The 25,610-nt window shown below is 65.8% G+C and carries 28 protein-coding genes; 15 read left to right on the top strand and 13 right to left on the bottom strand.

The window, feature by feature from the left end; all coding sequences use genetic code 11:
• The first annotated feature begins 250 nt into the window (after window positions 1-250).
• The gene (locus ABAZ39_RS15795) at window positions 251-1,306 is read left to right on the top strand and encodes a glycosyltransferase family 4 protein (protein ID WP_040135290.1); all 1,056 of its coding nucleotides are present in this window, start codon (window positions 251-253) and stop codon (window positions 1,304-1,306) included.
• A gap of 112 nt (window positions 1,307-1,418) precedes the next feature.
• The gene (locus tag ABAZ39_RS15790) at window positions 1,419-3,602 is read left to right on the top strand and encodes an amylo-alpha-1,6-glucosidase (protein ID WP_040133942.1); all 2,184 of its coding nucleotides are present in this window, start codon (window positions 1,419-1,421) and stop codon (window positions 3,600-3,602) included.
• 23 nt (window positions 3,603-3,625) lie between these two features.
• Here the strand turns inward: ABAZ39_RS15790 and ABAZ39_RS15785 are convergent, their stop codons facing one another.
• The 4 genes from ABAZ39_RS15785 to ABAZ39_RS34240 form a co-directional block, all read right to left on the bottom strand.
• Complete coding sequence (locus ABAZ39_RS15785) at window positions 3,626-3,808, bottom strand: hypothetical protein (protein WP_014197791.1); 183 nt, start codon at window positions 3,806-3,808, stop codon at window positions 3,626-3,628.
• A gap of 41 nt (window positions 3,809-3,849) precedes the next feature.
• Complete coding sequence (locus tag ABAZ39_RS15780; RefSeq protein WP_014197792.1) at window positions 3,850-4,053, bottom strand: ComEA family DNA-binding protein; 204 nt, start codon at window positions 4,051-4,053, stop codon at window positions 3,850-3,852.
• Window positions 4,054-4,070: 17 nt separating this feature from the next.
• Window positions 4,071-4,616: a DUF2267 domain-containing protein gene (locus ABAZ39_RS15775; protein ID WP_051658162.1), complete on the bottom strand. Its 546-nt coding sequence runs from the start codon at window positions 4,614-4,616 to the stop codon at window positions 4,071-4,073.
• A gap of 68 nt (window positions 4,617-4,684) precedes the next feature.
• A complete protein-coding gene (locus ABAZ39_RS34240) occupies window positions 4,685-5,059 on the bottom strand; it encodes a YbhB/YbcL family Raf kinase inhibitor-like protein (protein ID WP_308217015.1) in 375 nt (124 codons plus the stop codon).
• Between the two features lie 1,089 nt (window positions 5,060-6,148).
• Between ABAZ39_RS34240 and ABAZ39_RS15770 the strand changes: the two genes are divergently transcribed.
• Window positions 6,149-9,772 (top strand): response regulator, encoded by a 3,624-nt coding sequence (locus ABAZ39_RS15770; RefSeq protein ID WP_051658161.1) that lies wholly within the window; start codon window positions 6,149-6,151, stop codon window positions 9,770-9,772.
• Between the two features lie 146 nt (window positions 9,773-9,918).
• A complete protein-coding gene (locus ABAZ39_RS15765; RefSeq protein ID WP_051658160.1) occupies window positions 9,919-10,602 on the top strand; it encodes a helix-turn-helix domain-containing protein in 684 nt (227 codons plus the stop codon).
• Between the two features lie 50 nt (window positions 10,603-10,652).
• Here ABAZ39_RS15765 and ABAZ39_RS15760 read toward each other — a convergent pair whose 3' ends face one another.
• Window positions 10,653-11,360 (bottom strand): TMEM175 family protein, encoded by a 708-nt coding sequence (locus ABAZ39_RS15760; RefSeq protein WP_040133940.1) that lies wholly within the window; start codon window positions 11,358-11,360, stop codon window positions 10,653-10,655.
• A 164-nt stretch (window positions 11,361-11,524) separates the two neighbouring features.
• On the opposite strand from ABAZ39_RS15760, the gene trxC reads away from it, so the two are divergent.
• Entirely contained in the window at window positions 11,525-11,977 is a 453-nt protein-coding gene (trxC, locus tag ABAZ39_RS15755) for a thioredoxin TrxC (RefSeq protein WP_040133939.1), read from the top strand.
• Between the two features lie 598 nt (window positions 11,978-12,575).
• On the opposite strand, the gene ABAZ39_RS15750 is transcribed toward trxC, so the two are convergent.
• Window positions 12,576-12,941 carry a hypothetical protein gene (locus ABAZ39_RS15750; protein ID WP_063922670.1) on the bottom strand — a complete coding sequence of 122 codons (366 nt, stop codon included), beginning with the start codon at window positions 12,939-12,941 and terminating at the stop codon, window positions 12,576-12,578.
• A complete protein-coding gene (locus ABAZ39_RS15745; RefSeq protein WP_040133938.1) occupies window positions 12,941-13,888 on the bottom strand; it encodes a DnaJ C-terminal domain-containing protein in 948 nt (315 codons plus the stop codon). The genes ABAZ39_RS15750 and ABAZ39_RS15745 overlap by 1 nt, the downstream gene beginning before the upstream one ends.
• A gap of 282 nt (window positions 13,889-14,170) precedes the next feature.
• Here ABAZ39_RS15745 and ABAZ39_RS15740 point away from each other — a divergent pair, with 282 nt between their 5' ends.
• The 10 genes from ABAZ39_RS15740 to ABAZ39_RS15700 all read left to right on the top strand — a co-directional run bounded on the left by ABAZ39_RS15740 (window position 14,171) and on the right by ABAZ39_RS15700 (window position 20,810).
• A complete protein-coding gene (locus tag ABAZ39_RS15740) occupies window positions 14,171-14,551 on the top strand; it encodes a DUF5335 domain-containing protein (protein ID WP_040133937.1) in 381 nt (126 codons plus the stop codon).
• A gap of 26 nt (window positions 14,552-14,577) precedes the next feature.
• A complete protein-coding gene (locus ABAZ39_RS15735) occupies window positions 14,578-14,940 on the top strand; it encodes a hypothetical protein (RefSeq protein WP_040133936.1) in 363 nt (120 codons plus the stop codon).
• Window positions 14,941-15,173: 233 nt separating this feature from the next.
• Window positions 15,174-15,575 carry a hypothetical protein gene (locus tag ABAZ39_RS36930; protein ID WP_247881695.1) on the top strand — a complete coding sequence of 134 codons (402 nt, stop codon included), beginning with the start codon at window positions 15,174-15,176 and terminating at the stop codon, window positions 15,573-15,575.
• Window positions 15,572-15,823, top strand: coding sequence for a hypothetical protein (locus tag ABAZ39_RS36925; RefSeq protein WP_247881694.1), 252 nt, complete (start codon window positions 15,572-15,574; stop codon window positions 15,821-15,823). The genes ABAZ39_RS36930 and ABAZ39_RS36925 overlap by 4 nt, the downstream gene beginning before the upstream one ends.
• A 141-nt stretch (window positions 15,824-15,964) precedes the next feature.
• Window positions 15,965-16,432, top strand: a complete 468-nt coding sequence (locus tag ABAZ39_RS15725) for a redoxin domain-containing protein (RefSeq protein ID WP_040133934.1) — start codon at window positions 15,965-15,967, stop codon at window positions 16,430-16,432.
• A 66-nt stretch (window positions 16,433-16,498) separates the two neighbouring features.
• On the top strand, window positions 16,499-17,020 hold the full coding sequence (locus tag ABAZ39_RS15720; protein ID WP_040133933.1) for a DsbA family protein: 522 nt from the start codon (window positions 16,499-16,501) through the stop codon (window positions 17,018-17,020).
• A 24-nt stretch (window positions 17,021-17,044) separates the two neighbouring features.
• Entirely contained in the window at window positions 17,045-17,779 is a 735-nt protein-coding gene (locus tag ABAZ39_RS15715; RefSeq protein WP_040133932.1) for a universal stress protein, read from the top strand.
• Between the two features lie 39 nt (window positions 17,780-17,818).
• Window positions 17,819-19,357 (top strand): DegQ family serine endoprotease, encoded by a 1,539-nt coding sequence (locus tag ABAZ39_RS15710; RefSeq protein ID WP_040133931.1) that lies wholly within the window; start codon window positions 17,819-17,821, stop codon window positions 19,355-19,357.
• 21 nt (window positions 19,358-19,378) lie between these two features.
• Window positions 19,379-19,822, top strand: coding sequence for a hypothetical protein (locus ABAZ39_RS15705; RefSeq protein WP_081863079.1), 444 nt, complete (start codon window positions 19,379-19,381; stop codon window positions 19,820-19,822).
• A gap of 16 nt (window positions 19,823-19,838) precedes the next feature.
• Complete coding sequence (locus ABAZ39_RS15700; protein WP_014197816.1) at window positions 19,839-20,810, top strand: LLM class oxidoreductase; 972 nt, start codon at window positions 19,839-19,841, stop codon at window positions 20,808-20,810.
• A 238-nt stretch (window positions 20,811-21,048) separates the two neighbouring features.
• On the opposite strand, the gene ABAZ39_RS34215 is transcribed toward ABAZ39_RS15700, so the two are convergent.
• The 6 genes from ABAZ39_RS34215 to clpB form a co-directional block, all read right to left on the bottom strand.
• Window positions 21,049-21,264 carry a DUF1931 family protein gene (locus ABAZ39_RS34215; RefSeq protein WP_201042961.1) on the bottom strand — a complete coding sequence of 72 codons (216 nt, stop codon included), beginning with the start codon at window positions 21,262-21,264 and terminating at the stop codon, window positions 21,049-21,051.
• A gap of 86 nt (window positions 21,265-21,350) precedes the next feature.
• Complete coding sequence (locus ABAZ39_RS15690; protein WP_014197817.1) at window positions 21,351-21,743, bottom strand: PRC-barrel domain-containing protein; 393 nt, start codon at window positions 21,741-21,743, stop codon at window positions 21,351-21,353.
• Window positions 21,744-21,795: 52 nt separating this feature from the next.
• Window positions 21,796-22,050: a DUF1269 domain-containing protein gene (locus ABAZ39_RS15685; RefSeq protein ID WP_014197818.1), complete on the bottom strand. Its 255-nt coding sequence runs from the start codon at window positions 22,048-22,050 to the stop codon at window positions 21,796-21,798.
• A gap of 151 nt (window positions 22,051-22,201) precedes the next feature.
• On the bottom strand, window positions 22,202-22,624 hold the full coding sequence (locus ABAZ39_RS15680) for an NADH dehydrogenase ubiquinone Fe-S protein 4 (protein WP_014197819.1): 423 nt from the start codon (window positions 22,622-22,624) through the stop codon (window positions 22,202-22,204).
• 38 nt (window positions 22,625-22,662) lie between these two features.
• Window positions 22,663-22,959, bottom strand: coding sequence for a hypothetical protein (locus ABAZ39_RS15675; RefSeq protein WP_040133930.1), 297 nt, complete (start codon window positions 22,957-22,959; stop codon window positions 22,663-22,665).
• A gap of 4 nt (window positions 22,960-22,963) precedes the next feature.
• Window positions 22,964-25,588, bottom strand: a complete 2,625-nt coding sequence (gene clpB, locus ABAZ39_RS15670; RefSeq protein WP_040133929.1) for an ATP-dependent chaperone ClpB — start codon at window positions 25,586-25,588, stop codon at window positions 22,964-22,966.
• Between the last annotated feature and the right edge of the window lie 22 nt (window positions 25,589-25,610).

The following is a 25,610-nucleotide window of genomic DNA, read 5'->3' as shown; positions in this document are numbered from 1 at the left end:
CTTGCCCCAGCCCCCGCCTTGCTCAGACGACGCGGACGGAGTTCGGGCGCCCAAGATCGAGCATGCGGCTGAAAACCGCGATACTGAGGCCTGCGCCTGGTCGCCGCTGCTCCGCCGCCACGCCGTCCGGGATCACCCGCCTTCGGTATCATCCTAGGGAATGCTCCCTGGGTCACAGGACTGCGCTTCCCTGTTGAGGGTGCAAAGAAAGGGCTCCCCCATGCGCACGATCAAAATCAGCAGCTCCGGCTTGCGCATCGCCCAGGTCGCACCCCTTTACGAAGCGGTGCCCCCGCGGCTGTACGGCGGAACGGAGCGGGTGGTTTCCTATCTGACCGAAGAACTGGTCCGGCAGGGGCACGACTTGACGCTGTTCGCGTCGGCGGACTCGCGCACTACGGCGCGCCTGTCCCCCTGCTGCCGACAGGCCACGCGGCTCGACTCCGCCGTCCGGGACCCGATCATCCATCACCTCCTGATGCTGGAGCATGTTCGCCAGCAACGCGACGCGTTCGACCTGATTCACTTCCACACCGACTACCTGCACATGCCCATGTTCCGGGATCGCGCCGGCCGCACGGTGACGACGCTGCACGGCCGGCTCGACTTGCCGGACCTGCAGCCGTTCTACAGGGAGTTCGACGGCATGCCGCTGGTGTCCATCTCCGATCACCAGCGCGCACCAATGCCACCGGTGCGCTGGCTCCGCACGGTGCACCACGGCATTCCCGCCGATCTGCTCCGCCCCCGGTTCGCACCGGGCGGCTATCTGGCCTTCCTTGGCCGCATCGCCGCCGAAAAGCAACCGGACCACGCCATCGAAATCGCCAAGCGCGCCGGCCTGCCTCTGAAAATCGCCGCAAAGGTGGACAAGGCCGACAGTCAGTATTTCCGGGACACCGTCGAGCCGCTGCTGGATCATCCGCTCGTCGACTTCATCGGCGAGATCGGCGAAGACCGGAAGAGCGCCTTCCTTGGCAACGCGGCGGCGTTGCTGTTTCCGATCAACTGGCCCGAACCGTTCGGGCTGGTGATGATCGAAGCGATAGCGACCGGGACTCCGGTGATCGCGTACCCCTGCGGATCGGTGCCGGAGGTGATCGAGGATGGCGTCACGGGCTTCATTGCCGACGGCATCGACGCCGCGGTCGGCGCCGTGCGACGCCTGGGCGAAATCGACCGGCGCGGCGTCCGCCGCCGCTTCGAGACGCGCTTCACCGCCGCCCGCATGGCCGCGGATTATATTACCCTCTACCGCCGCCTGCTCGACGGTCATGAACCTTTGGTCGAGGTCGATGCCGCGTGACGGGGGCCTACCATCATGGGCGTGGCCGCGGTCCCGAAGGGATCGCGCCCGAAGCTCCGCCCTGACCTCCATCGGCCCACCCTATACGCGGCCTTGAGACGGGAGCACCGCCATGGACGATCGGATTTCGAACGACGAAGCCGACCCTGTGCCCGAGTTCTACATTCCGGCCACGACCTCGCTGGCGGAACTGGAACCGCGCACCCTCAAGCACGGCGACAGCTTTGCGGTGTTCGATCACTACGGAGACGTCCTGCGCTCCGACCGCAGCCCGCAGGGCCTCTTTCACCGCGACACGCGCTACCTCTCGCGGTTGGAAGTGCTCATCGACGGCAAGCGCCCGCTTCTGCTGAGTTCCACGGTCGATGACGAGAATGTGCTCATGTCCGTCGACCTTACCAACCCCGACCGCTTCGACGGGCGTCAAATCGACCTATCCCGCGACAGCATCCACCTGCTGCGCAGCAAGTTTCTGTGGATGGGCCACAGCTACGAGCGCTTCGCCTTCCGGAACTTCGACACCAAAGCGCACGAGATGACCGTGGAGATCCGCTTTGCCGCCGACTTCGCCGACCTGTTCGAGGCGCGCGGGCAGCGGCGCGTGAAGCGCGGCAGAAGCCACCAGCCCGTCGTCGGTGCGGGGCGCGTGGTACTGGCCTATGATGGACTGGACAACGTAACGCGGGTCACCACCGTGCGGTTCGACCCGAAACCGGAATTTCTGACCGGCACCGCCGCACGCTTCCGCATCGCGTTGGCGCCGGGGCAGCGCAACGTGGTGCTGATGGCGGTCACCTGTGCGGCGCAGCCGGCGCACGCCTTCAGCGGCGAACGCTATTTCTTCCGCCTGCGCCAGGCGCGCCGGGCGGTGCGAGCGGCAAAGCGGCGGACCGCCTCGGTCACGACGGCCAACGCCTTGCTCAACGAGGCGCTGGAACGCGCCCAGGCCGACCTCGCCATGCTGATGACCGACACCGACGAGGGTCCCTACCCTTACGCCGGCATCCCATGGTTCAGCACCATGTTCGGGCGCGACGCCATCATCACCGCCCACATGATGCTGTGGGCCGATCCGACGGTTGCCCGTGGCGTGCTCATGGCGCTCGCCGCGCGGCAGGCGACCGCCGAGGATCCCCTTCGCGATGCCGAGCCCGGCAAGATTCTGCACGAAACCCGCGGCGGCGAGATGGCCAACCTGCGCGAGGTGCCCTTCGGCCTGTATTACGGCGGCGTCGATTCCACGCCGCTGTTCGTGATGCTGGCCGGCGCCTATTTCGAGCGCACCTTGGATTTGCCGACGATCCGCGCGCTGTGGCCGCACATCGAGGCGGCGGTGACCTGGATCGACGCCTACGGCGACCGCGACGGCGACGGCTTCGTCGAATACGGCCGCAGGACGGAAGAAGGGCTCGCCAACCAGGGATGGAAGGACAGCCACGATTCGATCTTCCACGCCGACGGCACGCTGGCGCAAGCCCCGATCGCGCTGTGCGAGGTGCAGGGCTACGTCTACGCCGCCAAGCGGGCGGCCGCGCGGTTGGCGCGGGCGATGGACATGGGCCCGAGGGCGGATGCCCTCGACGATCAGGCGGCCGAACTGGCCTTCGCCTTCAACCAAGCCTTCTGGTGCGACGACATCGGCACCTACGCGCTCGCGCTGGACGGGCAAAAGCGCCCATGCCGGGTCCGCAGTTCCAACGCCGGGCACACGCTGTTCAGCGGCATCGCCGACCCGCACAAAGCAGCGCAGGTTGTGGCCACCCTGATGAGCGGTGATTCCTTTTCCGGCTGGGGGATCCGCACCATTCCCCAGGGCGAGAGCCGCTACAACCCCATGTCCTACCACAACGGCTCCATCTGGCCGCACGACAACGGGCTGATCGCTCTGGGATTGGCGCGCTATGGGTTTAAGGAACCGGTCCTGCGCCTGTTCGGCGGCCTGTTCGACGCGAGCCTGTACATGGAACTGCGCCGGCTTCCGGAACTGTTCTGCGGCTTTTCGCGGCGGCCGGGCAAGGGCCCGACCCTCTATCCCGTCGCCTGTGCGCCGCAGGCCTGGGCCAGCGCCACGCTGTTCGCCCTGCTGCAGGCGTCGCTTGGCATCGCGTTCGATCCTGCAGGCGGGGAAATCCGCTTCGACAACCCGCGTCTGCCGTTGTTCCTTGATGCCGTGCAGTTGAGTGGCGTGTCGCTCGGCCCGGCCTGCGCGGACGTGTCGTTCTGCCGGCACGGCGCGCAGGTTGCGGTTTCCGTAATCAAGCGGACCGGAAACCTCCGGATCATCACCGTCATCTGAAGGGCCGGGGGAACGGTCGACGATCAGCTCTTGACGCTGGTGTTCGGGTTCCGCTTGTCCTCGGGCGTGATCGGCCCCTTGCGGCCCTTCGACCCGCCGTTCCATTCCTGCGCCTGGCGGATGTGATCACCGCCGTCCCGGTCGTTCGGTCGGCTCTTGCTGCCGCTGACGGCCTTGCGACGGAGATGGTCGTCGTCTTCGGTCATGGCTGTCTCCTCTCAAAGTCTGTTCAAGATCCGTCTGCGTCTCACACCTCGACCCGGTCGAGCAGGTCGTCAATGGTGACGCCCGGCAGTGTCGTGGCGAGGGCGATCTCTTCGACGCGGCGAAAGCGGCCGTGCGTCTTGCGGTAGTCGATGATGGCGGCGGCCTGCTCTTCGCCGATGCCCGGGATCGACAGCAACTGCTCCTTGCTCGCGCGGTTGAGGTCGACTTTCAACATCCTGTTCATGGCTCCCTCGCAACACATCAACGCGCCACCTCCGTCGGCGGTGTCGGCGAGGCCCGGCCGGCATCCTCGTCGAGGACCGTCCAACGGTCGATTTCCACCAGCGTCACCGCGGCTTCCACAATGGCGTTGCGCTCCGCGCGCGGAAAGGTCCACAGGGCGCGCAGTTCCGTGGGAAGCTGCTGGATGACATCGTCGATTTCGCCCGGCGAGACATGGCGGGCGAGCAGCGCGAAGACGCACCGTGTCGCCAGATTGGGATCGATCTCCTCGTGGCCGGGAGCCCGGTCGCGCACGCCGTCCAGGAATTCCTGGACGGTCCGCACCCGCGTGGGGTTGGCCGCGGGTTTCCAGCTGTTGAAATAGAGGCCGCAGACGAGCATCGGCAGCTGTGCCGCGAGCTGTGCCGCCTCATCGACCGTCAGCCGGTCGCGCAGTTCGTGGAGAACGGCCCGCAGGGACGCATAGGCGGTGTCCTTGCTCGCGGCCTGCATGTCCTCGCGGAGTTCGTTGAGCCAGATGTCGGCTTCCTGCACCGTCCGGTTGATGGCGGCTGGTCTGTCCATTTTTGTCCTCCGTATCGGTTGTCGCGTTCTTTGCGCCTTTGGCGGGCCAAAGCGGATCGCAATCCGCTTCAGTGCGCGTAGGTGCCGACCAGTTCGGCTTCGCCCAGCAGGTGTTTGCCGGCCTCCTTGCGCACCTCGTCGACCGTCGCGTTGGGCCCGAGGCCGAGCGCGTCCACGTCCAACGCCATAAGGCGGAAGCGGTAATGGTGCGCGGCGTGCCCGCGGGGGGGATTGGGGCCGTCGTAATGCGCGTGGCCATAATCGTTGATCCCGTGCCCCAGGCTTTCGGTCTTGGCGCCCGCGGTGACGCCCTCGGGCAGGCGGTCGCGCTCGCCGGCTACGTTGTAGACGGCCCAATGATGGAAAACGCCGCGTGGCGCATCGGGGTCGTCGACGATCAGGGCATAGCTGCGGGTGCCGGCGGGGGCATCCCTCCATTCCAGCGGTGGCGAGATGTTGTCGCCATCCCGCCGTGTGCCTTGACGGGATCGTCTGCCCGTTCGGGAAGGCCGGGCTGTATAGAGCGAACGGCATGCTATCGGTCCCTCGTGTTTTCGCCGCGCGATGCGTCTCGTTCCTGCGGCTGATCTGGAACCTCACTGCGGACAGCCTGCCGTTGCTGGAGTCCGGAGGGGGCCTTCACCTCGGCGGAGGCACCCGGTGCCTCACGCAGCCATTCTCGCTTCACGCAAACGCCCATCGGATGCTCCCGAACGTGCCTGTCGACGGAGATCCTCCGGCCCACCGTGGGGTGGTGAGCCGGAGGTCCGCGGTCGAGCTTTCCGCGGGTGGAAGGGCCTTCAGCGGCGGTGTGCAGAGCATGCTTCGGAGGCGGTCGTCACCCTCGAGAGCGCGGCAGTGGGTTCGAGGAACGCCGGGATTGACGCCGCTGGACGAGGTCGCTGCACACCCGCTCTCCCGTATTCACGCCACGAAGATCGTGCCGCATCGCCGGTCGGCCATCCGGCGTGTGCCTAAGGGAGATCCCTTACCGACGGCCTCAGTGATGCTGCACGACAGGCGCTTCCACGAGAGCGGCCAATCCACACAGTTCGGACAGCGGGCAGCCGTCGTGCGGCTCAGCGCTTTACTGGGCCATCCATGCTCGATTCCTTGCACATGCCGGTGCCGGTGAACGCAGGACGCGATGATGCGGATTGGCGGATGCGGGCGCACACGGCTCAACGTCGATCCGTCCGGCGGCCAGCGTATCGATGAGCAGGGACGCGCAGACCCGAAAGATCCGCTTCTTGATCGGCAGCTCGGCATGCAATGCCGCAACCGCATCCGGCACCTCCACCAGGCGCGACTCAAAACTATTTATTCTGCCCTCATTCTTTCAGGACACTTCAGACTTCTTGGATCCTCTTGCTATTGGGGTAGGAACTATTTCGGCAGTGGAAAGTTAATGAAGCGACCATCTCCCGCCTCGTGGTCGTCCACCGTACACGAGGGAACTCGCCATGATCTCAGCGTCATCGTCACAGGAGCCTCTAGGGTTTCTCCGCGGCGGGGGAGAGCTTGGCGCGCTGATGCGCGCAAAGGACTGGTCGACCCATCCGCTTGGATCACCCGAGACCTGGACCCAGAGCATCAAGACCGCCGTCAGCCTTTGCCTAAACTCCCGCTTCCCGATCCTGCTCTGGCTTGGCCCCGAGCTCCGCATCGTCTACAACAACGCCTACATCCCGTTCCTCGGCGAGACGAAGCATCCGGCCATGCTCGGCGCCCCTGGGCGCGAGGCTTGGAGCGAGATCTGGCCGGCCATCGGCCCGATGCACGACGAGGTCCGGGCCGGGCGAGCAACCTGGGTCGAAGACCTCCAGTTCTTCTTCGCCCGGCGGCTGCCGCTCGAAGAAGTCTATGTCACCTTCAGCTACAGCCCGATCCTGGCGGAGGATGCCCGTACGCTCGAAGGGGTCTTCTGTGTCTGCACGGAGACCACCGAGAGGGTGCTCGGCGAGCGGCGGCTCTCGACCCTGCGCGACCTCGGCCTGCGGGTGTCCGAGCAACGCACGGTCGACGCCGCCTGTCGGAAGGCCGTCGAGGTTCTGGACGCCAACCCCTTGGACATCCCGTTCGCGGCCATCTATCTCCTGGATGAGGATGGCGCAACCGCTCGCCGGACCGCGGGGGCGCGGCTGTCCGATGATCCATCGACGTTCCCTACGGTTTTTCCGCTCTCCGAACATGCCGCGCACCAGCCCTGGCCGTTGGCCGCGGTCGCACGGACGCAAAAGGCCGTGGAGGTGCGCAACCTCCCGAGCCGCGGCGGCATATTCACCGCCCCCCTATGGCCCGACCTCGTCCAAACCGCCCTCATCCTTCCCTTGGAGATGCAGAGCCAATCGGCCTTGGCGGGGTTCTTCATTGTCGGGATCAGCCCACGGCGCGTTCTGGACGCGGATTACCGCAGCTTTCTCGACTTGGTGGCGGGGCACATCGCGGGAGGTGTTGCGGATGCACGGGCTTTCGAAAGCGAACGCCGGCGCGCGGAGGCGCTTGCGGACATCGATCGGGCCAAAACGATATTCTTTTCCAACGTCAGCCACGAGTTCCGCACGCCGCTCACCCTGATGATAAGCCCCCTCGAGGAGTTGCTGGGCAAGCCCGAGGGCGAGTTGCCGGAGGACGGCCGGGTTCTGGTGACGATGGCCCATCGCAACAGCCTGCGCCTGCTCAAGCTCGTGAACATGCTGCTCGACTTCTCCCGCATCGAAGCGGGCCGGGCGCAGGCGGCCTACGAACCGACGGACCTTTCGCGCTTCACCGCGGAACTGGCGTCGAACTTCGGCTCGCTCTGCGAACGCGCCGGCTTGCGGTTCGACATCGCCTGCCCGCCGCTTCCGCAACCGGTCTATGTGGACCGGGACATGTGGGAGAAGATCGTCCTCAACCTGCTCTCCAACGCCATCAAGTATACCTTCGAAGGCGGGATCACCGTGTGCATGGCCGCGACGGCCGACGGCGTCGCGCTGCGGGTCAGCGACACCGGAATCGGCATTCCGACCGCGGACCTGCCACAGATCTTCAAGCGCTTCCACCGCATCGAGGGCCAGAAAGGCCGCTCGTTCGAGGGCAGCGGCATCGGCCTGGCGCTCGTGCAGGAACTGGTCCATCTGCATTGCGGCACAATTACGGCCGAGAGCAAGGTCGGCCGGGGCACGACGTTCACGGTTGCCCTGCCGTTCGGGACAGGCCCCCTGCCGGCGGAGCGGGTCGGGGCTCCACACTCCCAGTCCCCCACCTCCGCGCGAGCGGCCGCCTACGTCGAGGAGGCGCTGCGATGGCTGCCCAGCGACGACCGCGCAGACAAGATGCCGCGCCTTCCGGGTGAGGTGGCGGGTGCAGCGCGCTCCAAGAAACGCGCAAGGATTCTGCTGGCTGACGACAACGCCGACATGCGGGACTACCTGATCCGCTTGCTGTCGGCGCACTGGGAGGTCGCGGCGGTCCCGGATGGCCAGGAGGCGCTGGAGGCGGCGCGGCAGCGCACGCCCGACCTCGTGCTGTCGGACGTGATGATGCCCTGCCTGAGCGGAGTCGACCTAGTGACCGCTCTGCGGCGGGAACCGAAGCTCGCGGACGTGCCGATCATTCTTCTGTCCGCACGCGCCGGCGAGGCGGCACAGGTGGAGGGGCTCGCCGCCGGAGCCGACGACTATGTCATCAAGCCGTTTGCCGCCCGCGAACTGCTGGCTCGGGTGAATTCCGCCCTTGCCCTGTCACGGCAGCGCCACGACGCGGCCGACCGCGTGCGCCGAAGCGAAGCGCAGCTGAGGGCGGCCGTCGATCTCGTCGGCATGACGCTTTATTCCTGGGACCCGATGACGGACGCCTTGGATTGGGATGAGCGCCTCAAGGCCATGTGGGGCCTGCCTCCCGAGGCCCACGTGGACGTGGACATCTTTCTGGGGGCGATTCACCCGGACGACCGACCGCGCGTCGAAGCCGCCATCGCGCACTGCCGCGATCCCCGGGGCGACGGCGTCTATGCCATCGCCTATCGCGTCATCGGAATCGAGGACGGGGTTGAGCGGTGGATCTCCACGCACGGCCAAACCGTCTTCGACGCGGGGCGACCCATCGGATTCATCGGGGCCGCGCTCGACATCACCGCGCACAAGCGGGCGGAAGATGACCTGCGTGAGAGCGAAGAGCGCTTCCAGCAATTCGCCGCGCACTCCGCCGGCGTGCTCTGGATCGTCGATGTCGGGACCATGCGCATGGAATACCTCAGTCCCGCCTACGAGCAAGTTTGGGGAGAGCCGCCGGACGCGATGCTGCAGGACTGGCGTCCCCACTGGCTCGGGACCGTGCACCCGGAGGATCGGGAGCTTGCAAGCGGCGCGATGGACCGTGTCCTGCGGGGCGAGACTGTCGACCAGGAGTACCGCATCGTCCGGGGCAACGGCTCGGTGCGCTGGATTCGCGACACCTTCTTCGCCATCCGCGGCACGGGCGGCCGGATACGGCGCGTTGCCGGTATCGCCCAGGACATCACGAACCACAGCGGCTCGCTGATCTACGTGATCAATGCCGAGGAAGCGTCTCAGCGAGAGCTGCTCCTCCTGCTGCGAGGCGTTGGGTATGACGTGAAGGCTTTCACGTCCGCGCGTGCCTTCCTCGAGATCGCGCCGGCGCTGATACCGGGCTGCGTGCTGCTCGACATCAGGGCGCCGGAGACGGGCGGCCTAGCGATCCCGAGGGAACTCCGGGCACGGCGGATACACCTCCCCGTGATCGTCATGGGCAGCTGCGATGGAGACATCAGGTTGGCGGTGCGGGCCATGAAGGCGGGCGCGGTGGATTTCCTGGAGGTGCCTTACGAGCGTGAAGCGCTGCTGGCCGCGGTGGCGTCTGCCTTGGCCGACATCCGGGACACGGCGGAACGCAGCAGCGTTGCGGAAATCGCGCGGGCGCGCATTGCGGACATGTCCACCCGTGAGCGGGCGGTGCTGGAGGGGCTGCTCGCCGGCGGTACGAACAAGACCATGGCCAGGGATCTCGGGATCAGCCCGCGCACGGTGGAGAACCACCGGGCCCACGTGATGGAGCGGCTCGGCGCACGTACCCTGCCCGAGGCCGTGCTCATGGCCGCGGCGGCAGGCCTGCGCCCCCCGCTCCGGACACAGGGCGAAACGCAGGAGGAGTAGGGTCACGCCGTAGGGATGTGCCGGATTGCGGCGCCTCGCCCCCATCGTGATATTGCACATCGTCTTGCAGCTGGTGGCGCAACCACGTTCCGACTGCAACGTCTCGACAGCTCGATCGGTCTCGATAGGCACGAGGAGCCGCCTTCATGCATGTTTCCAGCCAGCTTCGCCACGACCAGCCCACGAGGCATCGCCATAACCCTGGCGATGTTCTGAGCTCGCTGGCGATGACCACGCGCTACGGCCGCGGGCAGGAGATCTATACCCAGGATCACCCGGCCGAGCACTGGTACCGCGTCGTTTCCGGCGCGGCGCGGCGCTTTACCGTTCAGGTCAACGGACGGCGGCAAATCGTGGACTTCCTGCTGCCCGGCGATTTTTTCGGCCTTGCATCCCGGAACGTGCATCTCTTCGCCGTCGAGGCGATCGTGGAGGGCACGATCGTGGCCGCCTACCCACGCGAGCGCGCCGAGGCCCTTGCCGACGCCAACCCCCATCTCGGACGGGAAATCCGTACCGTGACGGCTGCGGAAATTGCCCGCCTGCAGACGAGGATTCTCATCCTTGGGCGTATCGGCTCGCTGGGAAAGGTCAGTGCCTTCCTCCTCGAGATGGCGGAGCGCCTGTCCAGCAGGACCCAGGCCAGCAAAACCGGGGATGGGATTCTCCTGCCGATGTCGCGCTACGACATCGCCGATTATCTTACCCTGTCGGTCGAGACGGTGAGCCGCGCCTTGACCAGCCTCAAGCAACGCGGCGCCATCAGGCTCGTGGGCACCCGCCGTGTCAAAATCATCCATTACGACGCCCTCGAGGACAGCGACGAATAGACGGGGGAACCGTGCGCGCCCCCTGAACGACGACGGTGCCGCGCCGCAGCTCAGGTCTTCACCGCGCGTCGCGCCCGCTGCACCCGCATCCATCGCACGACGAAAGGACCGGGCAACGCGTAGTAGATCAGCAGAAGCATGTACATGCCCACGCTGAGGTACGGGGCCACGTACGCAAGCCCGAAGGCAACCCCGTAGAACAGCGGCACCAATTCCCAATGCCACCCGAGCGCGTGCAGCCGGTGGGGATCGGCACGCGCGTCCACCAACCCCGCGCTCAGCGCGTGCTGCCAGATCGCGCTGAAGAAGATCCCCGCACCGGCGAGCGCGGCGCTGTAGATGAGCGCGGCCAGCCGGAGTTCCGATTCACCGGCGCGGGCGTATTCCGCGAGCAGCGCCGTGGTGAATGGCAGCACCGCCACGCAGAGCAGGAGCAGGAGGTTGCAGACCAGCAGGACGTGATCGCTGCGGCGGATATGATGGAACATCGTGTGATGGTTGGCCCAGACCACCCCGACCTGCAGAAAGCTCAGGACGTACGCCACATAGACCGGCCATTGCTTCAGCAGCGCGGCAGCTAGAGGTTCTCCATGCAGCGTGGCCTCGCGCGGCACGCGGATGTCGAGCACCAACAGCGTGATGATGATGGCGAACACGCCATCGCTGAATCCCTCCAGACGCGCCGGTGATGGCGTTTCTTCGAACGGTGGGATCCCGTCCGAATGGAAGCTGGAAGCTGCGGTGCGACGCTGATCCATGGTGGGCTACGCCTCGAAACGGCAGCCAGCACTGTAAGGCAACGGGGCGGCGACGGCGTTGACGCCTGTCAAGGCGCCGCGGTTTCGCATGCCGCATCATACGAAACGCTGGCGAAACGCCGGCTGCTCCATGAGGAGGCCGGCTGCTCCACGAGGAGGATGAAATGTCCGAAGCGCTGCACGTCGTCTGCCCCCACTGCGACACGACCAACCGGGTACCGCGTGCGCGGCTGGGCGCTGGCGGAAAATGCGGCGCCTGCCATCGGCCGCTGTTCGAGGGGCATCCCCTGCCCCTGAACGACCCGAGCCGCTTCGCCAAGCACGCCGAGGGGAGCGACATCCCGCTCCTGATCGACTTCTGGGCCGCCTGGTGCGGTCCGTGCCGCATGATGGCGCCGATCGTCGAGCAGGCGGCGCAACGGCTTGAGCCGCATGTCCGGCTGGCAAAAGTCGATACCGAGGCCGCACCGGATGTCGCCGCGCGTTTCGCGGTGCGAAGCATTCCAACGCTTGCGCTGGTCCTGCACGGCAGGGAAATCGCCCGGACCGCCGGTGTCATGCCTCTGCCCCAACTCATCGCGTGGACGCAGCAACACGCCGGAATAACGGCGGACTAGACCGGCGCCGGCCTTTCCTGCAGAAAGATCCAACCAAGAGGCGGTCAGGCCGTACGTCGTGAAATGGACTCTCGCCGGACAAGACGAGGTTTTCGCCCAGCCGGTATCATACGCCAAGCTGTCGGGCGCCCTCGACTGTGCCTGCACGGTTCTGTACCAACATCCCACCGACACTTGGATCGAAGACGACACCGGAAGCCCGATTGCGCTGGACTTCAGGATCAAACAGCATTGCACGTCTAGGGGATACTCCTGAGGACGCACCGCAGCTCGGAAACACGGGGAGTAATTTGACGAATGTCATGGCGCAGGAGGTCTGCCCCGCTACACTTGAGCCATAACGCATCGTTGCGTTTCCTCCTGGACACTCACGGCCACTCCCCCCCGCGAGTGGCCGTCTTCTTTTCCGCTCCACCCACCCGTCTTCACAGAGGTCCAACAAAGGATCATCGCGCCCTCCACGAACACATCGTGGCGATATCGTCACGCGTGCCCACGCGACCATACGGGGTGAGCGGCGCGAGGCGGCTTGGGACTCCGCGGCAGCAAGGCGTCGGTCGTTTGCGGTATCGACGCCCGGGCGGATCGAACGCCATCCTCAAGCACCACCGCGCTCCGGATCGGCATCGGCGCCATCCATCGGCGCCGCGCTCACGCGTACAGCAACCAGGAGCGCCCGGCGGACCTCCTCCGGTTGAGCGTTGATCGCCGTGCACAGCAGTTTCATCTGCCGCCGCACGCCGTAGAGCTGGTCGAGCAGCGAGAGCACCAGCGGCAGGGCGTCATCGTCAATCGCCAGCTCACGCAACTCCGCAACCAGGCGCGTGCGTGCAACATCGATCTCATGAAAGACATAAGCACCCGGCCGCCCTTCCGGCCGGATCCAGCGGTTGTCGATCCATTGATCGAGGTCCGCCGCATCGAGGTCGGCGAAGGACCGTTGCAACTCATTTAGTGTCATCATCACGGTGTCATCCCCAGTTTGCGGCGCGGATCGAACGGATGCTTGGGCGCCCAGTTCCGCAGAAAGTCCTTGAGCTCAGCATCGTCAGCACCGGGCCCGACCTCGACCTTCAATGTGACGTACTGATCGCCAGCCGGCCGGCCACCGCGCCCTGCCGGGACTCCCTTGCCGCGCAAGCGCAGCACCCGACCGGTGTCCGAGCCCGCGGGCACCGTCATCGTCACCGGCCCGGTCCGCGTGGGTACGGTGATGGAGCCGCCCAGCACCGCCTCCGAAAGCGTCACGGGCACCTCGACGTGAAGGTCGTTGCCGACGCGTTTGAAGAGCGGATGGGATGTGACGCGGACCTCGATCAGCGCATCGCCCGGCGGGCCGCCGCCCAGACCGGGATCACCCTGCCCCTTGAGCCGCAGCACCTTGCCATCCTCGATTCCGGGAGGGATCGCAACGTCGAGCGTCTTTCCGTCCGGCAGCTGCAGTCGTTGCGTCGTCCCATTGATCGCGTCGAGGAGGTCCACCGTCAGCAGATAGCGGCGGTCGGCACCGCGCAGCCGGATCTCCGGCCCGGCACCGCCATCGGTGGCCCTGGTGCGAAACCGGCCACCGAAGAGGTTCGCGAACAGATCGCTGAAATCGTCGGTTTGCTCCCCATCACCGCCGTAGTATTTGCCGCCGTTCCGCCCCTCGGCGAAGTCACGGTAATAGGAGTAGTCGGGCCGTTGCTCTGCGCCCGAGGCATCGATCTCGCCGCGGTCATAGCGGCCGCGCTTGTCCGGATCGGAGAGAAGCTCGTAGGCCGATGACACCGCCTTGAAGCGCTCCTCTGCCTGGCTGTTGCCAGGGTTCAGGTCAGGATGGAATTTCTTGGCGAGTTTGCGGTAGGCGCGACGGATGCCGTCGTCGCTCGCGTCCCGCTTCACCCCGAGCACCTCATAGGGGTCTTCCACGACGATGCCTCCAGCAACAGGAACGGATTGGCAAGCAATTTGTTTAAATGACTCTCAAAGAGAAAAGTGCATTAATCTGATAATTCCGGAGCTCCGATACGCAAACTCCTATAAGCATACAAATATACAAAACCATAAACCCCACACACTGCAAACAAAATGACATCCGTCAATTTGACATCCGTCAACGTCATACCGCACAGATTGATGCATCCTTTCTTCCAGCGCGACGACTCCTTGGCCGCCAGCGCTGCAGGCAAAACCCGATTGGGGACATAGACCATGGCCCTCCAGAAGCTCGACAAGGCGGAATGGCACAGCTTTCTCGATTACCTATCGAAAGGCCTCGTTGGCAAACACACCGAGATTGAGGTCACATCCCTCGCTCTTGGCCAGCAGATCGAGGCGAAGTGGCTGCCTCTGCTTGGGATCGTTTACGATCACAAGGACGATGTCATCGAAATCGCCCTGGAAGGCGTCGATCACATGGTGAACCGGCCACGGGAGCTGTACGTCGATCTCGCCGTGGGCAACCTGGCGAGTCTGGAAATCGTTGATGCCGACGACAACCGGCAAATCATCACGCTGCGCGATCCGCTGATGCTGCCGCCCCCACCGGAAGCCCGCCCGAGCGCCCAACAGGGCCAGGAGCGGTCACGGTGACGAAAACAGCTCCATCGGAAACTGGGATGGTCCTGTCGCAGTTTGAAGGCCGTTACCTGCTGGTCTCGGCGCAGCATCCGGCGCTCCGCACTGCCTTCATGGAGCAGTTCTCCAAAGCGGCCCGGCAACGCGTCTGCGGCGCGTTCTCCGTCGAGGCCCATGCGCGGCCGGCCGAAGTAGCGACCGCAGCCGAACCGGTGCAGCGTGCCGTTGAGGAGCGCGAGGAGGTCGCTACCATCCAACGGATCATCGACGCCGCTCCGGACAGCGCCGCCTGGGGTAAGCGCCCGACGCTCCAGGCCCTTTACGTGGGACGGGTGATGACCCTCGCCATCGACGACAGATTCGCCAAGCCCGGCGCCCGTTGCGGCAACTGTGCCGCTTTGTGAGAAACGGTTATCCAGCATTGCCCAAACTGCGGCAGCAACGCGGTTGAGCCCGTCGAGGATGTGGTCGAGTTGGCGCTCGAGAAGGCCCTCGCGGAAAGGCGGCACTCGAGTTGGTACGCAGCGACCGGGCGCGACAGTTGCTGCGCGACCGCGGCCCGATGGCGGCGCTGCTGCGCTGACGATGCACCGGGCAGGCGATGCTCGGGTGGGGCAAGCCATAAAGGAGCATGGCAATGAACCGGCCTTCCGACACGGTGATCGAGCGGGTCAAGGTGCGCGAGGTGGCTGGTATATTCCGCTCGCCCGATGCGCTCGATGCAGCGGCCGGCGCCTTGCTTTACGGAGGCTTCGACCGAGCGGACATTGGCCTCATGGCCCTCCCCGACACGATCCGGGAGAAACTTGGCGGCGTCTATGCGCCCGCCGAGGAACTTGCCGATGTGCCGGATGTGCCGCGACGCGCCTATATCGCGCATGAGGACGTGGCCACCACCACCGCGCTGGTCGCCGGGGCCTCTCCTACGTCGGCGCTGCGGCTGCGGCGCTTGGGGTCGTCGCCTCGGGAGGAACGTTGGCGCTGGCCCTCGCGGCGGCCGCCGCAGGTGGGGCGGCCGGGGGCGGCGTCGGTGCCTTGATCAGCCGCGTTCTCGGAGCGGAGCGGGCCGGGGAACTCGAAACGCTGATGGCTGCCGGCGGCCTCGTCCTGTGGGTCCGCGTCCGCACGCCCGAGCAGGAGGAGAAGGCTCAGCGAATCCTGCGGGAGCACGGTGCCGAAGCCATTCGTGTGCATGAAATCGAGATCGACAAACGTCTCGAGGATCTTCCCTTGGCTTCGCTGCGTCCAGACCCGTGGCTCAGCGACGAACCGCTTGCAAGGCCATAGGTCGAAGTAGGGATCGATCCGAATTACAAAAATCAAGAAATGTTGACGCTCGTCAACGCGGCCGTCAGCCACCGCAACATAATCGATGCCATGCATGCAACGCCGCGGAGACCATTGCCGTCTGCTCCAGCGAGGTGACACATGTCTCAAGTTTTGTCCCCGGGGACTTCGGCTCCCGATTTCACGCTCCATGTCACGCCCGATCAATGCTTGTCGCTTTCTGAATTTCGTGGCAGGCCGGTGATCCTTGCCTTCTACCCTGCCGATTGGAGCCCAGTCTGTGGCGACCAGATGGTGCTGTACAACCAGGTCCGTCCCGAGTTCCTGAAGCATGGAGCCGAGGTGCTGGGCGTTTCCGTCGACGGCGCTTGGTGCCATCAGGCGTTCGCAAAAGCTCGCAACCTGCACTTCCCGCTGCTTGCCGATTTCGAACCCAAGGGCGGCGTCTCGAAGTCCTATGGGGCCTATCGGGAAGGGGACGGGGTCAGCGAACGCGCGCTGTTTGTGATCGACAGGAACGGAGTCATCTTCTGGAGCTACCGCTCGCCGCTCGCCGTCAACCCCGGTGCCGACGGCATCCTCAATGCGCTGGAGCGGTTGCCCAGTTAGTTCGGATTCACCTCAAGGGCGATATGCCGTTCATGCCGAACGGACCTTCGCTTCGGGAGAGCAGCCATGGCGGTGTTGAAAGTGCCGGTCACTTCGAGTGACCACATCCAGGGAGACGCCCACGCCCCGGTTACCCTGGTCGAATATGGCGATTACGAGTGTCCGTACTGCGGGGCCGCGCACACTCACGTCCAGCTCGTGCAGAAGCACTACGGCAGGCAGCTCCGGTTCGTGTTCCGGCACTTCCCGCTGACGGAAGTCCACCCCAATGCCCAAAGCGCGGCGGAGAGTGCGGAGTTCGCAGGGGTGCATGGGCGGTTCTGGGAGATGCACGACCTCCTCTTCGAGAACCAGGAGCGCTTGAGCATTCAGCTTCTGTTCGCCGCGGTGCGGTCGTTGGGGCTGTCCGAAGCCGAGCTCCGCGACGCACTGGCCGAAGGGACATATATGTCCAAGGTCCGCGACGACTTCCTCGGCGGCGTGCGCAGCGGGGTGAACGGCACCCCGGCCTTCTTCATAAACGATCGGCGACACGATGGCCCGTTCGACTTCCCCCATCTCGTCGCAGCCATCGACACGCAGCTTTAGGCTGTCGGGCCCGGGAGAAGCACCATGCCCATCAAAGACATCCTCGTGCATGTCGGCACTTCGCCCGCGTGCGCCGATCGTCTCGCCCTCGCCGCCAATCTCGCGCGCCGGTACGACGCCTACCTGATCGGTGCCGGCGCGCCGGAGTCGCCCACCGCCGAGGACAGCTTCCGGACCATGCTGCGGAGCGCCGGGGTGGTGGGCGAGTGGCGAGGCATCATCGGGCTTCCCGAATCGTTCGTCGCCCGTCAGGCGCGCGGCGCCGACCTTGTCATCCTCGGGCAGCACGATCCCGATGAGCCCACGGGCCTGGACGCGCCGGAGGACGTCATCCTCGCCTGCGGCCGCCCCGTGCTGGTCGTGCCGCATGCGAAACTCTTTGAGCAGGTCGGCGCGGCCGTGCTGATCGGCTGGAACGGCAGCCGCGAGGCGACGCGCGCCGTTCACGACGCCCTGCCGCTGATGGAGATGGCGGCGACGGTGACCGTCCTCTCCGTCAATCCGGAGCCCGGCGATGAGTGGGGGACGGACGACGTGGTCCAGCATCTTGCGCGGCACGGCCTCATCGTCCGGGCGGAGACGTTCGAGCCGGAGGCACTGGCCGATGCCGATGCCCTGCGGTCCCGCGCCGTCCACATCGGAGCCGACCTCATCGTTATGGGCGCCTACGGTCGATCGCGCCTGCGCGAAATGATCCTCGGCGGGATGACACAAGATGTCCTCGAGAACGTGACCGTGCCGGTCCTGATGGCTCACTGACCCGTACCCCTGCTTGGCCGATGCAACACGGAGGCCGCCATGCCCAGCGCATACACCCTGCCCAGCCGATCAAGTGCCCGAGCCGCCGCGCTGGCACCGCCCGCCCATGTGCACGCCGTCGGCCTTGCACTGTCCGCCTGTCTGCTGCTGTCGCACCCAGCTGTGGCGCAGCAGCGCGAGGTGCCTCCCACCTTCGCCGAGCTCGCCACCGCCAAGCTGCCCACCGTCGTCACCATCATCGCCTCCAGCGGCGCTCCCCCGGTACGCCAGACGGCGCAGTCCGAGCAGCCGGACATCGGCCCCGGCATGGGACCGTTCTCCACGCTGCCGGATTCGCCGCTGCGCGACTTTCTGGAAAATCTGATGCGCCGGCAGACACCGCAGCGGGGTGAAGGCCCGGACGCCGCGCCGCGCGGCCGGCCTGCCAGGGCGCTGGGCTCCGGCTTCGTCATCGACCCGAACGGTTACGTCGTCACCAACAACCACGTTGTCGAGAATGCCGACAAGGTGGAGGTCACGCTGTCCGACAAGCAGACCTTGCCCGCCAAGATCGTCGGCACCGATCAGAAGACCGACCTCGCCCTGCTCAAGGTCGACCCCAAACAGCCGCTGCCCAGCGTGCAGTGGGGCGACAGCGACCGATCGCGGATCGGCGACTGGGTACTGGCCATCGGCAACCCCTTCGGTCTCGGCGGCACCGTGACCGCCGGCATCATCTCGGCCCGCGGCCGCGACATCGGTGCGGGTCCCTACGACGATTTCCTGCAGACCGACGCCGCCATCAACCAGGGCAACTCCGGCGGCCCGATGTTCAGCCTTCAGGGCGAGGTGATCGGCGTGAACACAGCCATCTTCAGCCAAAGCGGCGGCAACGTCGGCATCGGCTTCGCCATTCCGTCGGACTTGGCAAAGCCCGTCATCGCCGCGCTGCGCGACAAAGGGCGGGTGACGCGCGGCTACCTCGGCGTCATGATCCAGCCCGTGGAACCGGATGTCGCCGATGCTCTCGGCCTCAAGGACCGCTCGGGCGCGCTGGTCGCCGACGTGACCAAGGACAGCCCCGCCGCCCAGGCCGGCATCCAACCGGGTGACGTCATCACCGAATACGCCGGCAAACCCGTGTCCGAGCCGCACGCCCTGACCGGGATGGTGGCGCAGACCAAACCGGGCGACACCGTCCCGATCGCGGTGCTGCGCGACGGCCGTGTGATCCCGCTGAACGTCCATGTCCTGGAACTGCAACCGACCCGGCAGGCCGAGGCACAGCCGCAGAACCCGGGCGAGGGCAAGTTGGGTTTGGCGCTGGCGCCGGTGACCCCGGAACTGCGCAAGGAGTTCGGGCTCGACCCCGACGCCCAAGGCGCGGTGGTGGTCGATGTGGCACCGAACAGCCCGGCCGCCCGTGTCGGCCTGCAACCCGGCGACGTCATCACCCGCGTCGGTCCGGCCCCGGTGACCGGTCCCGCCGATGTGGCCAAGGCGGTGGAGGAGGCGCGCAAAGCCAAGAAGGACCACGTGCTCGTCCAGCGTCGGCGTGAGGATGGCGCCCTGTTCGTGCCACTGCCGGTCGGCAGTTGACCAGGAAGGGAGATCCAGACCATGCGGACACCGATTCTGCCATTACCGATTCTGCCGTTGCTGTGCGCAACCGTCCTGATGACCGCGAGCGCATGCCCCCAGCATGAAGACCGTCGATACGCCGCGGCCGAACCCATGCCCGCGGCACCCACGTTGGTCGGCCTCGTCGTCCTGTCGGAGGATGGGACCCGCCGCGTGGGGGTCGTCCACGATGTGGTCGTCGGCACCGACAGCCAACCGGTCGAGATCGTCGTGGCGAGCGGTCATCCGGCGGTTCCCAAGGCTCATCTCGTTGCCGTGAGCCCGGCGAACACGCGCTATGCGCCGGAACAGGCCGCGGTCATTCTCGTCGACCTGACGCCGGAGCAGTTCGCCGCCCTTCCCCCCAGGACGGTCGAGGATCGCATGATCTCCATGCGGCTCCCCGGACCGACAAACTGGTCGGGCGTGACGTCACCTCGGTAAGGAGTAAGGAGCTGCCATGCTGGAGGCGAACACGACGGCCCGGCCGGGCGATTCGAAGGGCTTCCGGCGGATGTTCGCGCCGGGGCGGTTGACGCTCGGCGTCTTCTTTCCCATCGAGGCCTTCCAGCGCGACGAGCCGACCATGCGCGACCAGGAACGCCTGGCCCAGCGGGCCGAGGAATTGGGCTTCGCCGCGCTCTGGGTGCGGGACGTGCCGTTGCGCGACCCGTCGTTCGGCGACATCGGGCAGGTCTACGATCCCTGGGTCTATCTGGGATGGATCGCGGCGCAGACGCGCGACATCGCGCTCGCCACCGGTTCCATCATCCTGCCCCTGCGCCACCCGTTGCACACGGCGAAGGCGGCCGCTTCGGTGGATCGGCTTTCCGGCGGCCGCCTCGTGCTCGGGGTCGCGTCCGGCGACCGACCGATCGAATTCCCGGCGTTCGGCGTCGACGTGGACAAGCGGGGCGTCCTCTTCCGCGAGAACCTCGCCGTTCTGCGCAGCGTGCTCACCCAGAACTTCCCCCGCATCCAGTCCTCCTATGGCGTGATGCAGGGGACCGTTGATCTCGTGCCGAAGCCGGTCGGCGCGCTGCCGATCCTGATCACCGGCACCAGCCGGCAGAGCCTGGAATGGATCGCCGGGCATGCCGACGGCTGGATCACCTACCCGCGATCCCTCGCGCAACAGGCGGAGCACGCCGCGCACTGGCACGCCGCCGTAGCGGCCGCGAGGCCGGGCGTCTTCACCCCCTTCGTGCAATCGCTCTACATCGACCTGACCACGGAGCCGGATCACCCTGCCCAGCCGATTCACCTGGGATTCCGCGGCGGCCGGAACGTCCTGCTCCAATTCCTCGACGCATTGCGCCGGGCGGGCGTAAACCATGTCATTCTCAATGTGAAATATGGCACGCGCGACGCGGCAGAGGTGATCGACGAGATCGGCCGGAACGTGCTCCCACATCTCAATGCCGCCCCGTGAGCATTGATCGAGAGGGTCATGCCGATGGCGCCATCCGGTGCAATCGGCATGGCAGCAAGGCCGTTTGATCGCTTCCATCAAACGTCTTTGATGCCACATCAGAAGGCCGAAAAGACGGAAGGCGCATTCCCAATCCTCAGTCTGAGGATCTTTCCCATTGGGATTGCGATCGGGATTGCGATCGGGATTGCGATCGGGATTGATCGTCTTGAAGGTGTCGGCGAGAGCCATGCCAAGTCTACCGGCGATGGGGGAAGCCGGACTTCGGTTTCATCGCTGCAGCCGAGATCGAGCGGGGCCGCGTGGTCAGGCCATCCAGGACGGAGCGCAGTTGGATCTCTTCATCGCTGCGCTCGAAGTCATGAATGCGCTCTTGCAGTCCTTTGGTGATCGGCAGGTCGAATGGCCCGATAATGTCGCAACCATTCGCCTCCACTGTAGCCTGATCACGCAAGAGAAGGCTGCAATCTCGCAGCATTGCGAAAGAAACGTTCGGACTTGGCCACACCCATCGCTGACTTTCACCTCCGGTCTGGCTTATCAACCGACGTACTTGAATTCCGGAAGCTTCTTGAGTTCATCCTTCGACGCTCCCGGCAGTGTAATCTTCTTGCCAGTTTCGTCCAACTGCAGGTCGTTGAACGGGATGGCCACCATGTGGGCGCCGATGCCGAGGAAGCCACCGACCTCGAGCACCGCGAAGAGCACCTTGTCCCGTCCGATGATGATGTCGTCGAGTGAACCGATCTTCTCGTTCTTGTCGTTCAGGACGGACGTGCCCGTCAGCTTGCTCGCGCGGTAGCCCGCCGCGACGGCCTTCACATCGACGACGACCAACGTGACGGCCTGCGACAGCGCCGGCCAGGGGGTTTGGACGGCCAAGACGGCGGCGCCCAGCGCCGCGCCCGTCAGGATGCTTAGGAATGACTTCATTGTCTCGCTCTCCCGAATTCGTATGAGTATGGGGCGATACGGCCGACGGCCGTCAGGCGGCCCGCTGCATGGTTTGGTTCCGCGCCTCGCCCATGAGCGCGGCCTGGATCTTCTCCTCCTGCTCTTTGGGCAGGGAGGTGCGCAGAACCTTGCCGCCGTAGCGGCTGATCTCGGGCAGGACCTTGTCCAGCCTCGCCTCACGGACGAGGATAAACAGCGCCGAGGTGCCGGGTTCGAAGGCTTCGCCGAGTTCACGCATGAAACCGTCATCGATGCCGATGTCGGTGATCGGCGCCCGACCGCGCAAACGGCGAGCCTCCGAAGAGTGATGGGAGTTGGGAACGCTGCGCCATGGCTGTCCTCCTTGATGTTTCATGTTTCTTTGAAATGATGACTTCAAAGATCCGAACAAATAAATTCCACATAGAACATAAAATAATGCCGACAGGCCAACGCTTTTACGGCATCTCCTCCTTATAATGTCTCGCAATTAGGACGGATCCGGCAAACCGGCACTTGAACTTGTCCGAAAAATTCTTTGAGGTCATTTTCCTTTTCGGCGACTCCTCAACCTGAAAGCGCCAGCCGTGCCGCTCAGCGAAGGACACGGCGCTGTCCAGATCCGGAAAGGAGACCTGGATGTGGGCGAAGGGGTCGGCGCTCCCGGTCCACCCCATGACCGGATGCGGAAACGGCGGGTCGGTCGGCTCGAACTCCAGAACCCACTGCTTGCGACCGGGCCCCGATTGCGTGACGGAGGGCGACGGCCGGTGGATGTAGGCCATCGGCACGGCGGTCGTCGCCGGCAACGACACGCCCGGCATGGTCGGCGGCTTTCGCCAAAGGTTGTGATCGCGTGGATGCGGCAGCCTGAAAGCCATGCCCTGCCTCCGCCTTTTGCAGCCGGTCCTTGCGCTTGCTAGACATTGTCGAAGATCGTGTCGAAGCGCGTCACGTCGTAAAACTTGGTCGAGGGTTGATCGTCCATGAGGTGCGCAATCCGTTGCCAAAGCTTCAGGACATCGGGCATGGCCGCCTCGGCGCTCCACACCGAGTCATGGATGGCGACGACCACGACCTCGTCGTCCCCCTGAAGGGTGAACCAGTGCTTCAGACCCTTCAGGGCATGAATGTCGGCCGCCATCCCGTCCCGCAGCCGGAACCATTCGTCCCTGGTTCCCAGCTTCAAACGGAACCGCGTCATCCGGGCGTACATCGCGTCACTCCGCAGCGTTTCGAGACGGCTGCTCGGTCGCCCCATCGCCATGCTGCGGTGGTTCGATGAGCAGACCCAGCTCCGTGGCGGTGACCCGGACCGTATCGCCGTCGCGGACTTTGCCGCGCAGGATCATCTCCGCGAGCGGATTCTGCAGTTCGCGCTGGATCACCCGCTTCAAGGGCCGGGCGCCGTACACGGGATCGTAGCCGGCGTCGGCCAGCCAGCGCTTCGCCGCGTCGTCCACCTCCAGCACGAGCTTGCGGTCGTCGAGCAGGCGTTGGAGCCGCCGGAACTGGATGTCGACGATGCCGCTCATGTCCTCGCGCGAGAGGCGGCGGAAGATCAGGATCTCGTCGAGCCGGTTCAGGAACTCGGGCCGGAACGCTGCCCGCACCGCCTCCATCACCTCGGCGCGCACCGTGTCGACGTCCTGGTCCTCCCCCAAGGTCGCCAGATACTCGCTGCCGAGGTTGGAGGTCATCACGATCAGCGTGTTGCGGAAGTCGACCGTGCGGCCCTGCCCATCGGTCAGGCGCCCGTCGTCGAGCACCTGGAGCAGCACGTTGAAGACATCCGGGTGCGCCTTCTCCACCTCGTCGAACAGGATCACCTGATAGGGCCGGCGCCGCACCGCCTCGGTCAGGCTGCCTCCCTCTTCGTAGCCGACGTAGCCCGGAGGGGCGCCGATCAGGCGGGCCACGGAGTGCTTCTCCATGAACTCCGACATGTCGATGCGCACCATCGCGTGCTCGTCGTCGAAGAGGAATTCGGCCAGTGCCTTGGTCAGCTCGGTCTTGCCCACGCCGGTGGGTCCGAGGAACAGGAAGGATCCCATCGGCCGGTTTGGATCCTGAAGCCCGGCGCGGGCGCGGCGCACCGCGTTCGAGACCGCGACGATGGCTTCGTCCTGGCCGATGACACGCTGCCTCAGCGCGCCCTCCATGTGCAGCAGCTTCTCGCGCTCGCCCTCCAGCATCTTGTCGACCGGGATCCCGGTCCAGCGGGACACGACGGCGGCGATGTGCTCGGCGGTGACCGCCTCCTCGAGCATCCGCTGGTCGCCTTGTGCCTCGGCTTCCTTCAGCGTCCTTTCGAGATCGGGGATGATGCCGTAGGCGAGTTCGCCCGCGCGGGTCCAGTCGCCGCCCCGCTGCGTCTGCTCCAGCTCGATGCGGGCTTGGTCGAGCCGCTCCTTCAGCGTGCGCGCACCGGCGAGCTTCTCCTTCTCCGCCCGCCACGTCGCCGCGAGTTCGGCAGATTTCTGCTCGAGTTCGCTGAGTTCCTTCTCCAGCCTCTGCAGGCGCTCCCGCGAGGCCGGATCGCTCTCCCTCTTGAGCGCTTCGCGCTCGATCTTCATCTGCACGATGCGGCGATCGAGTTCGTCGATCTCCTCGGGCTTGGAATCGACCGCCATACGAAGCCGCGAGGCCGCTTCGTCCATCAGGTCGATGGCCTTGTCGGGGAGGAAACGGTCGGTGATGTAGCGATGCGACAGCGTCGCCGCGGCGACGATGGCGCTGTCCGTGATGCGCACGCCGTGGTGAACTTCGTACTTCTCCTTGATCCCGCGCAGGATGGAGATGGTGTCCTCCACCGTCGGCTCGCCGACAAGGACGGGCTGGAAGCGCCGGGCCAGGGCGGCGTCCTTCTCGATGTGCTTGCGGTACTCCTCCAGCGTGGTGGCGCCGACGCAGTGCAGTTCGCCGCGCGCCAGCGCCGGCTTCAGCATGTTGGAGGCGTCCATCGCCCCCTCCGCCCCGCCCGCTCCCACCAGCGTGTGCAGTTCGTCGATGAAGAGGATGACCCCTTCCCGGCCTGAGGTGACTTCCGACAGGACCGCCTTCAGCCGCTCCTCGAATTCGCCGCGGTACTTGGCCCCGGCCAGCAGGGAACCAAGGTCGAGCGCCAGCAGCTTCTTGTCCTTCAGGCTTTCGGGCACATCGCCTTTGACGATGCGCTGCGCCAGGCCTTCGACGATGGCGGTCTTGCCGACGCCCGGCTCGCCGATCAGCACAGGGTTGTTCTTGGTGCGGCGCGCGAGAACCTGGATCGTACGGCGGATCTCCTCGTCGCGGCCGATGACGGGGTCAAGCTTGCCGTCGCGCGCCACGGCCGTGAGGTCGCGCGTGTACTTCTTCAGCGCGTCGTAACCGTCCTCGGCCGACGCCGTATCGGCGGTGCGGCCCTTGCGGATGTCCTCAATGGCCTTGTTGAGGCCCTGGGCGTTGACACCCGCCGAGGCCAGCGCCTTCGCGGCCGGCGTGCCCGCAGCGGCGGCCATCGCCAGCAGCAGCCGCTCCACGGTGACGAAGCTGTCGCCCGCCTTCTGCGCCAGCTGCTCGGCGGCCTCGAAGACGCGCGCCAACTCCGGCGCCATGTAAACCTGCCCGGCGCCGGACCCTTCGACGCGCGGCAGCTTGTCGAGCGCGGCGTCGACCGCTGAAAGCGCTGCCTTAGGGGCGCCTCCGGCCGCGCGGATGAGGTTCGCGCAAAGCCCTTCCGAATCCTCCAGCAACACCTTGAGCAGGTGCTCCGGCGTCAGGCGCTGATGGCCGCGGCTCACCGCGAGCGTTTGTGCCGACTGGAGGAAACCCTTCGCTCGATCCGTGTATTTTTCGAGGTCCATGGCTGCGGTGCTCCTTTCCCGT

This window comes from Azospirillum argentinense, assembly GCF_000632475.1.
GTDB classification, from domain to species: domain Bacteria; phylum Pseudomonadota; class Alphaproteobacteria; order Azospirillales; family Azospirillaceae; genus Azospirillum; species Azospirillum baldaniorum.
Note: the sequence above shows the minus strand (reverse complement) of the source record. Positions and strands in the feature narration are given on the sequence as shown.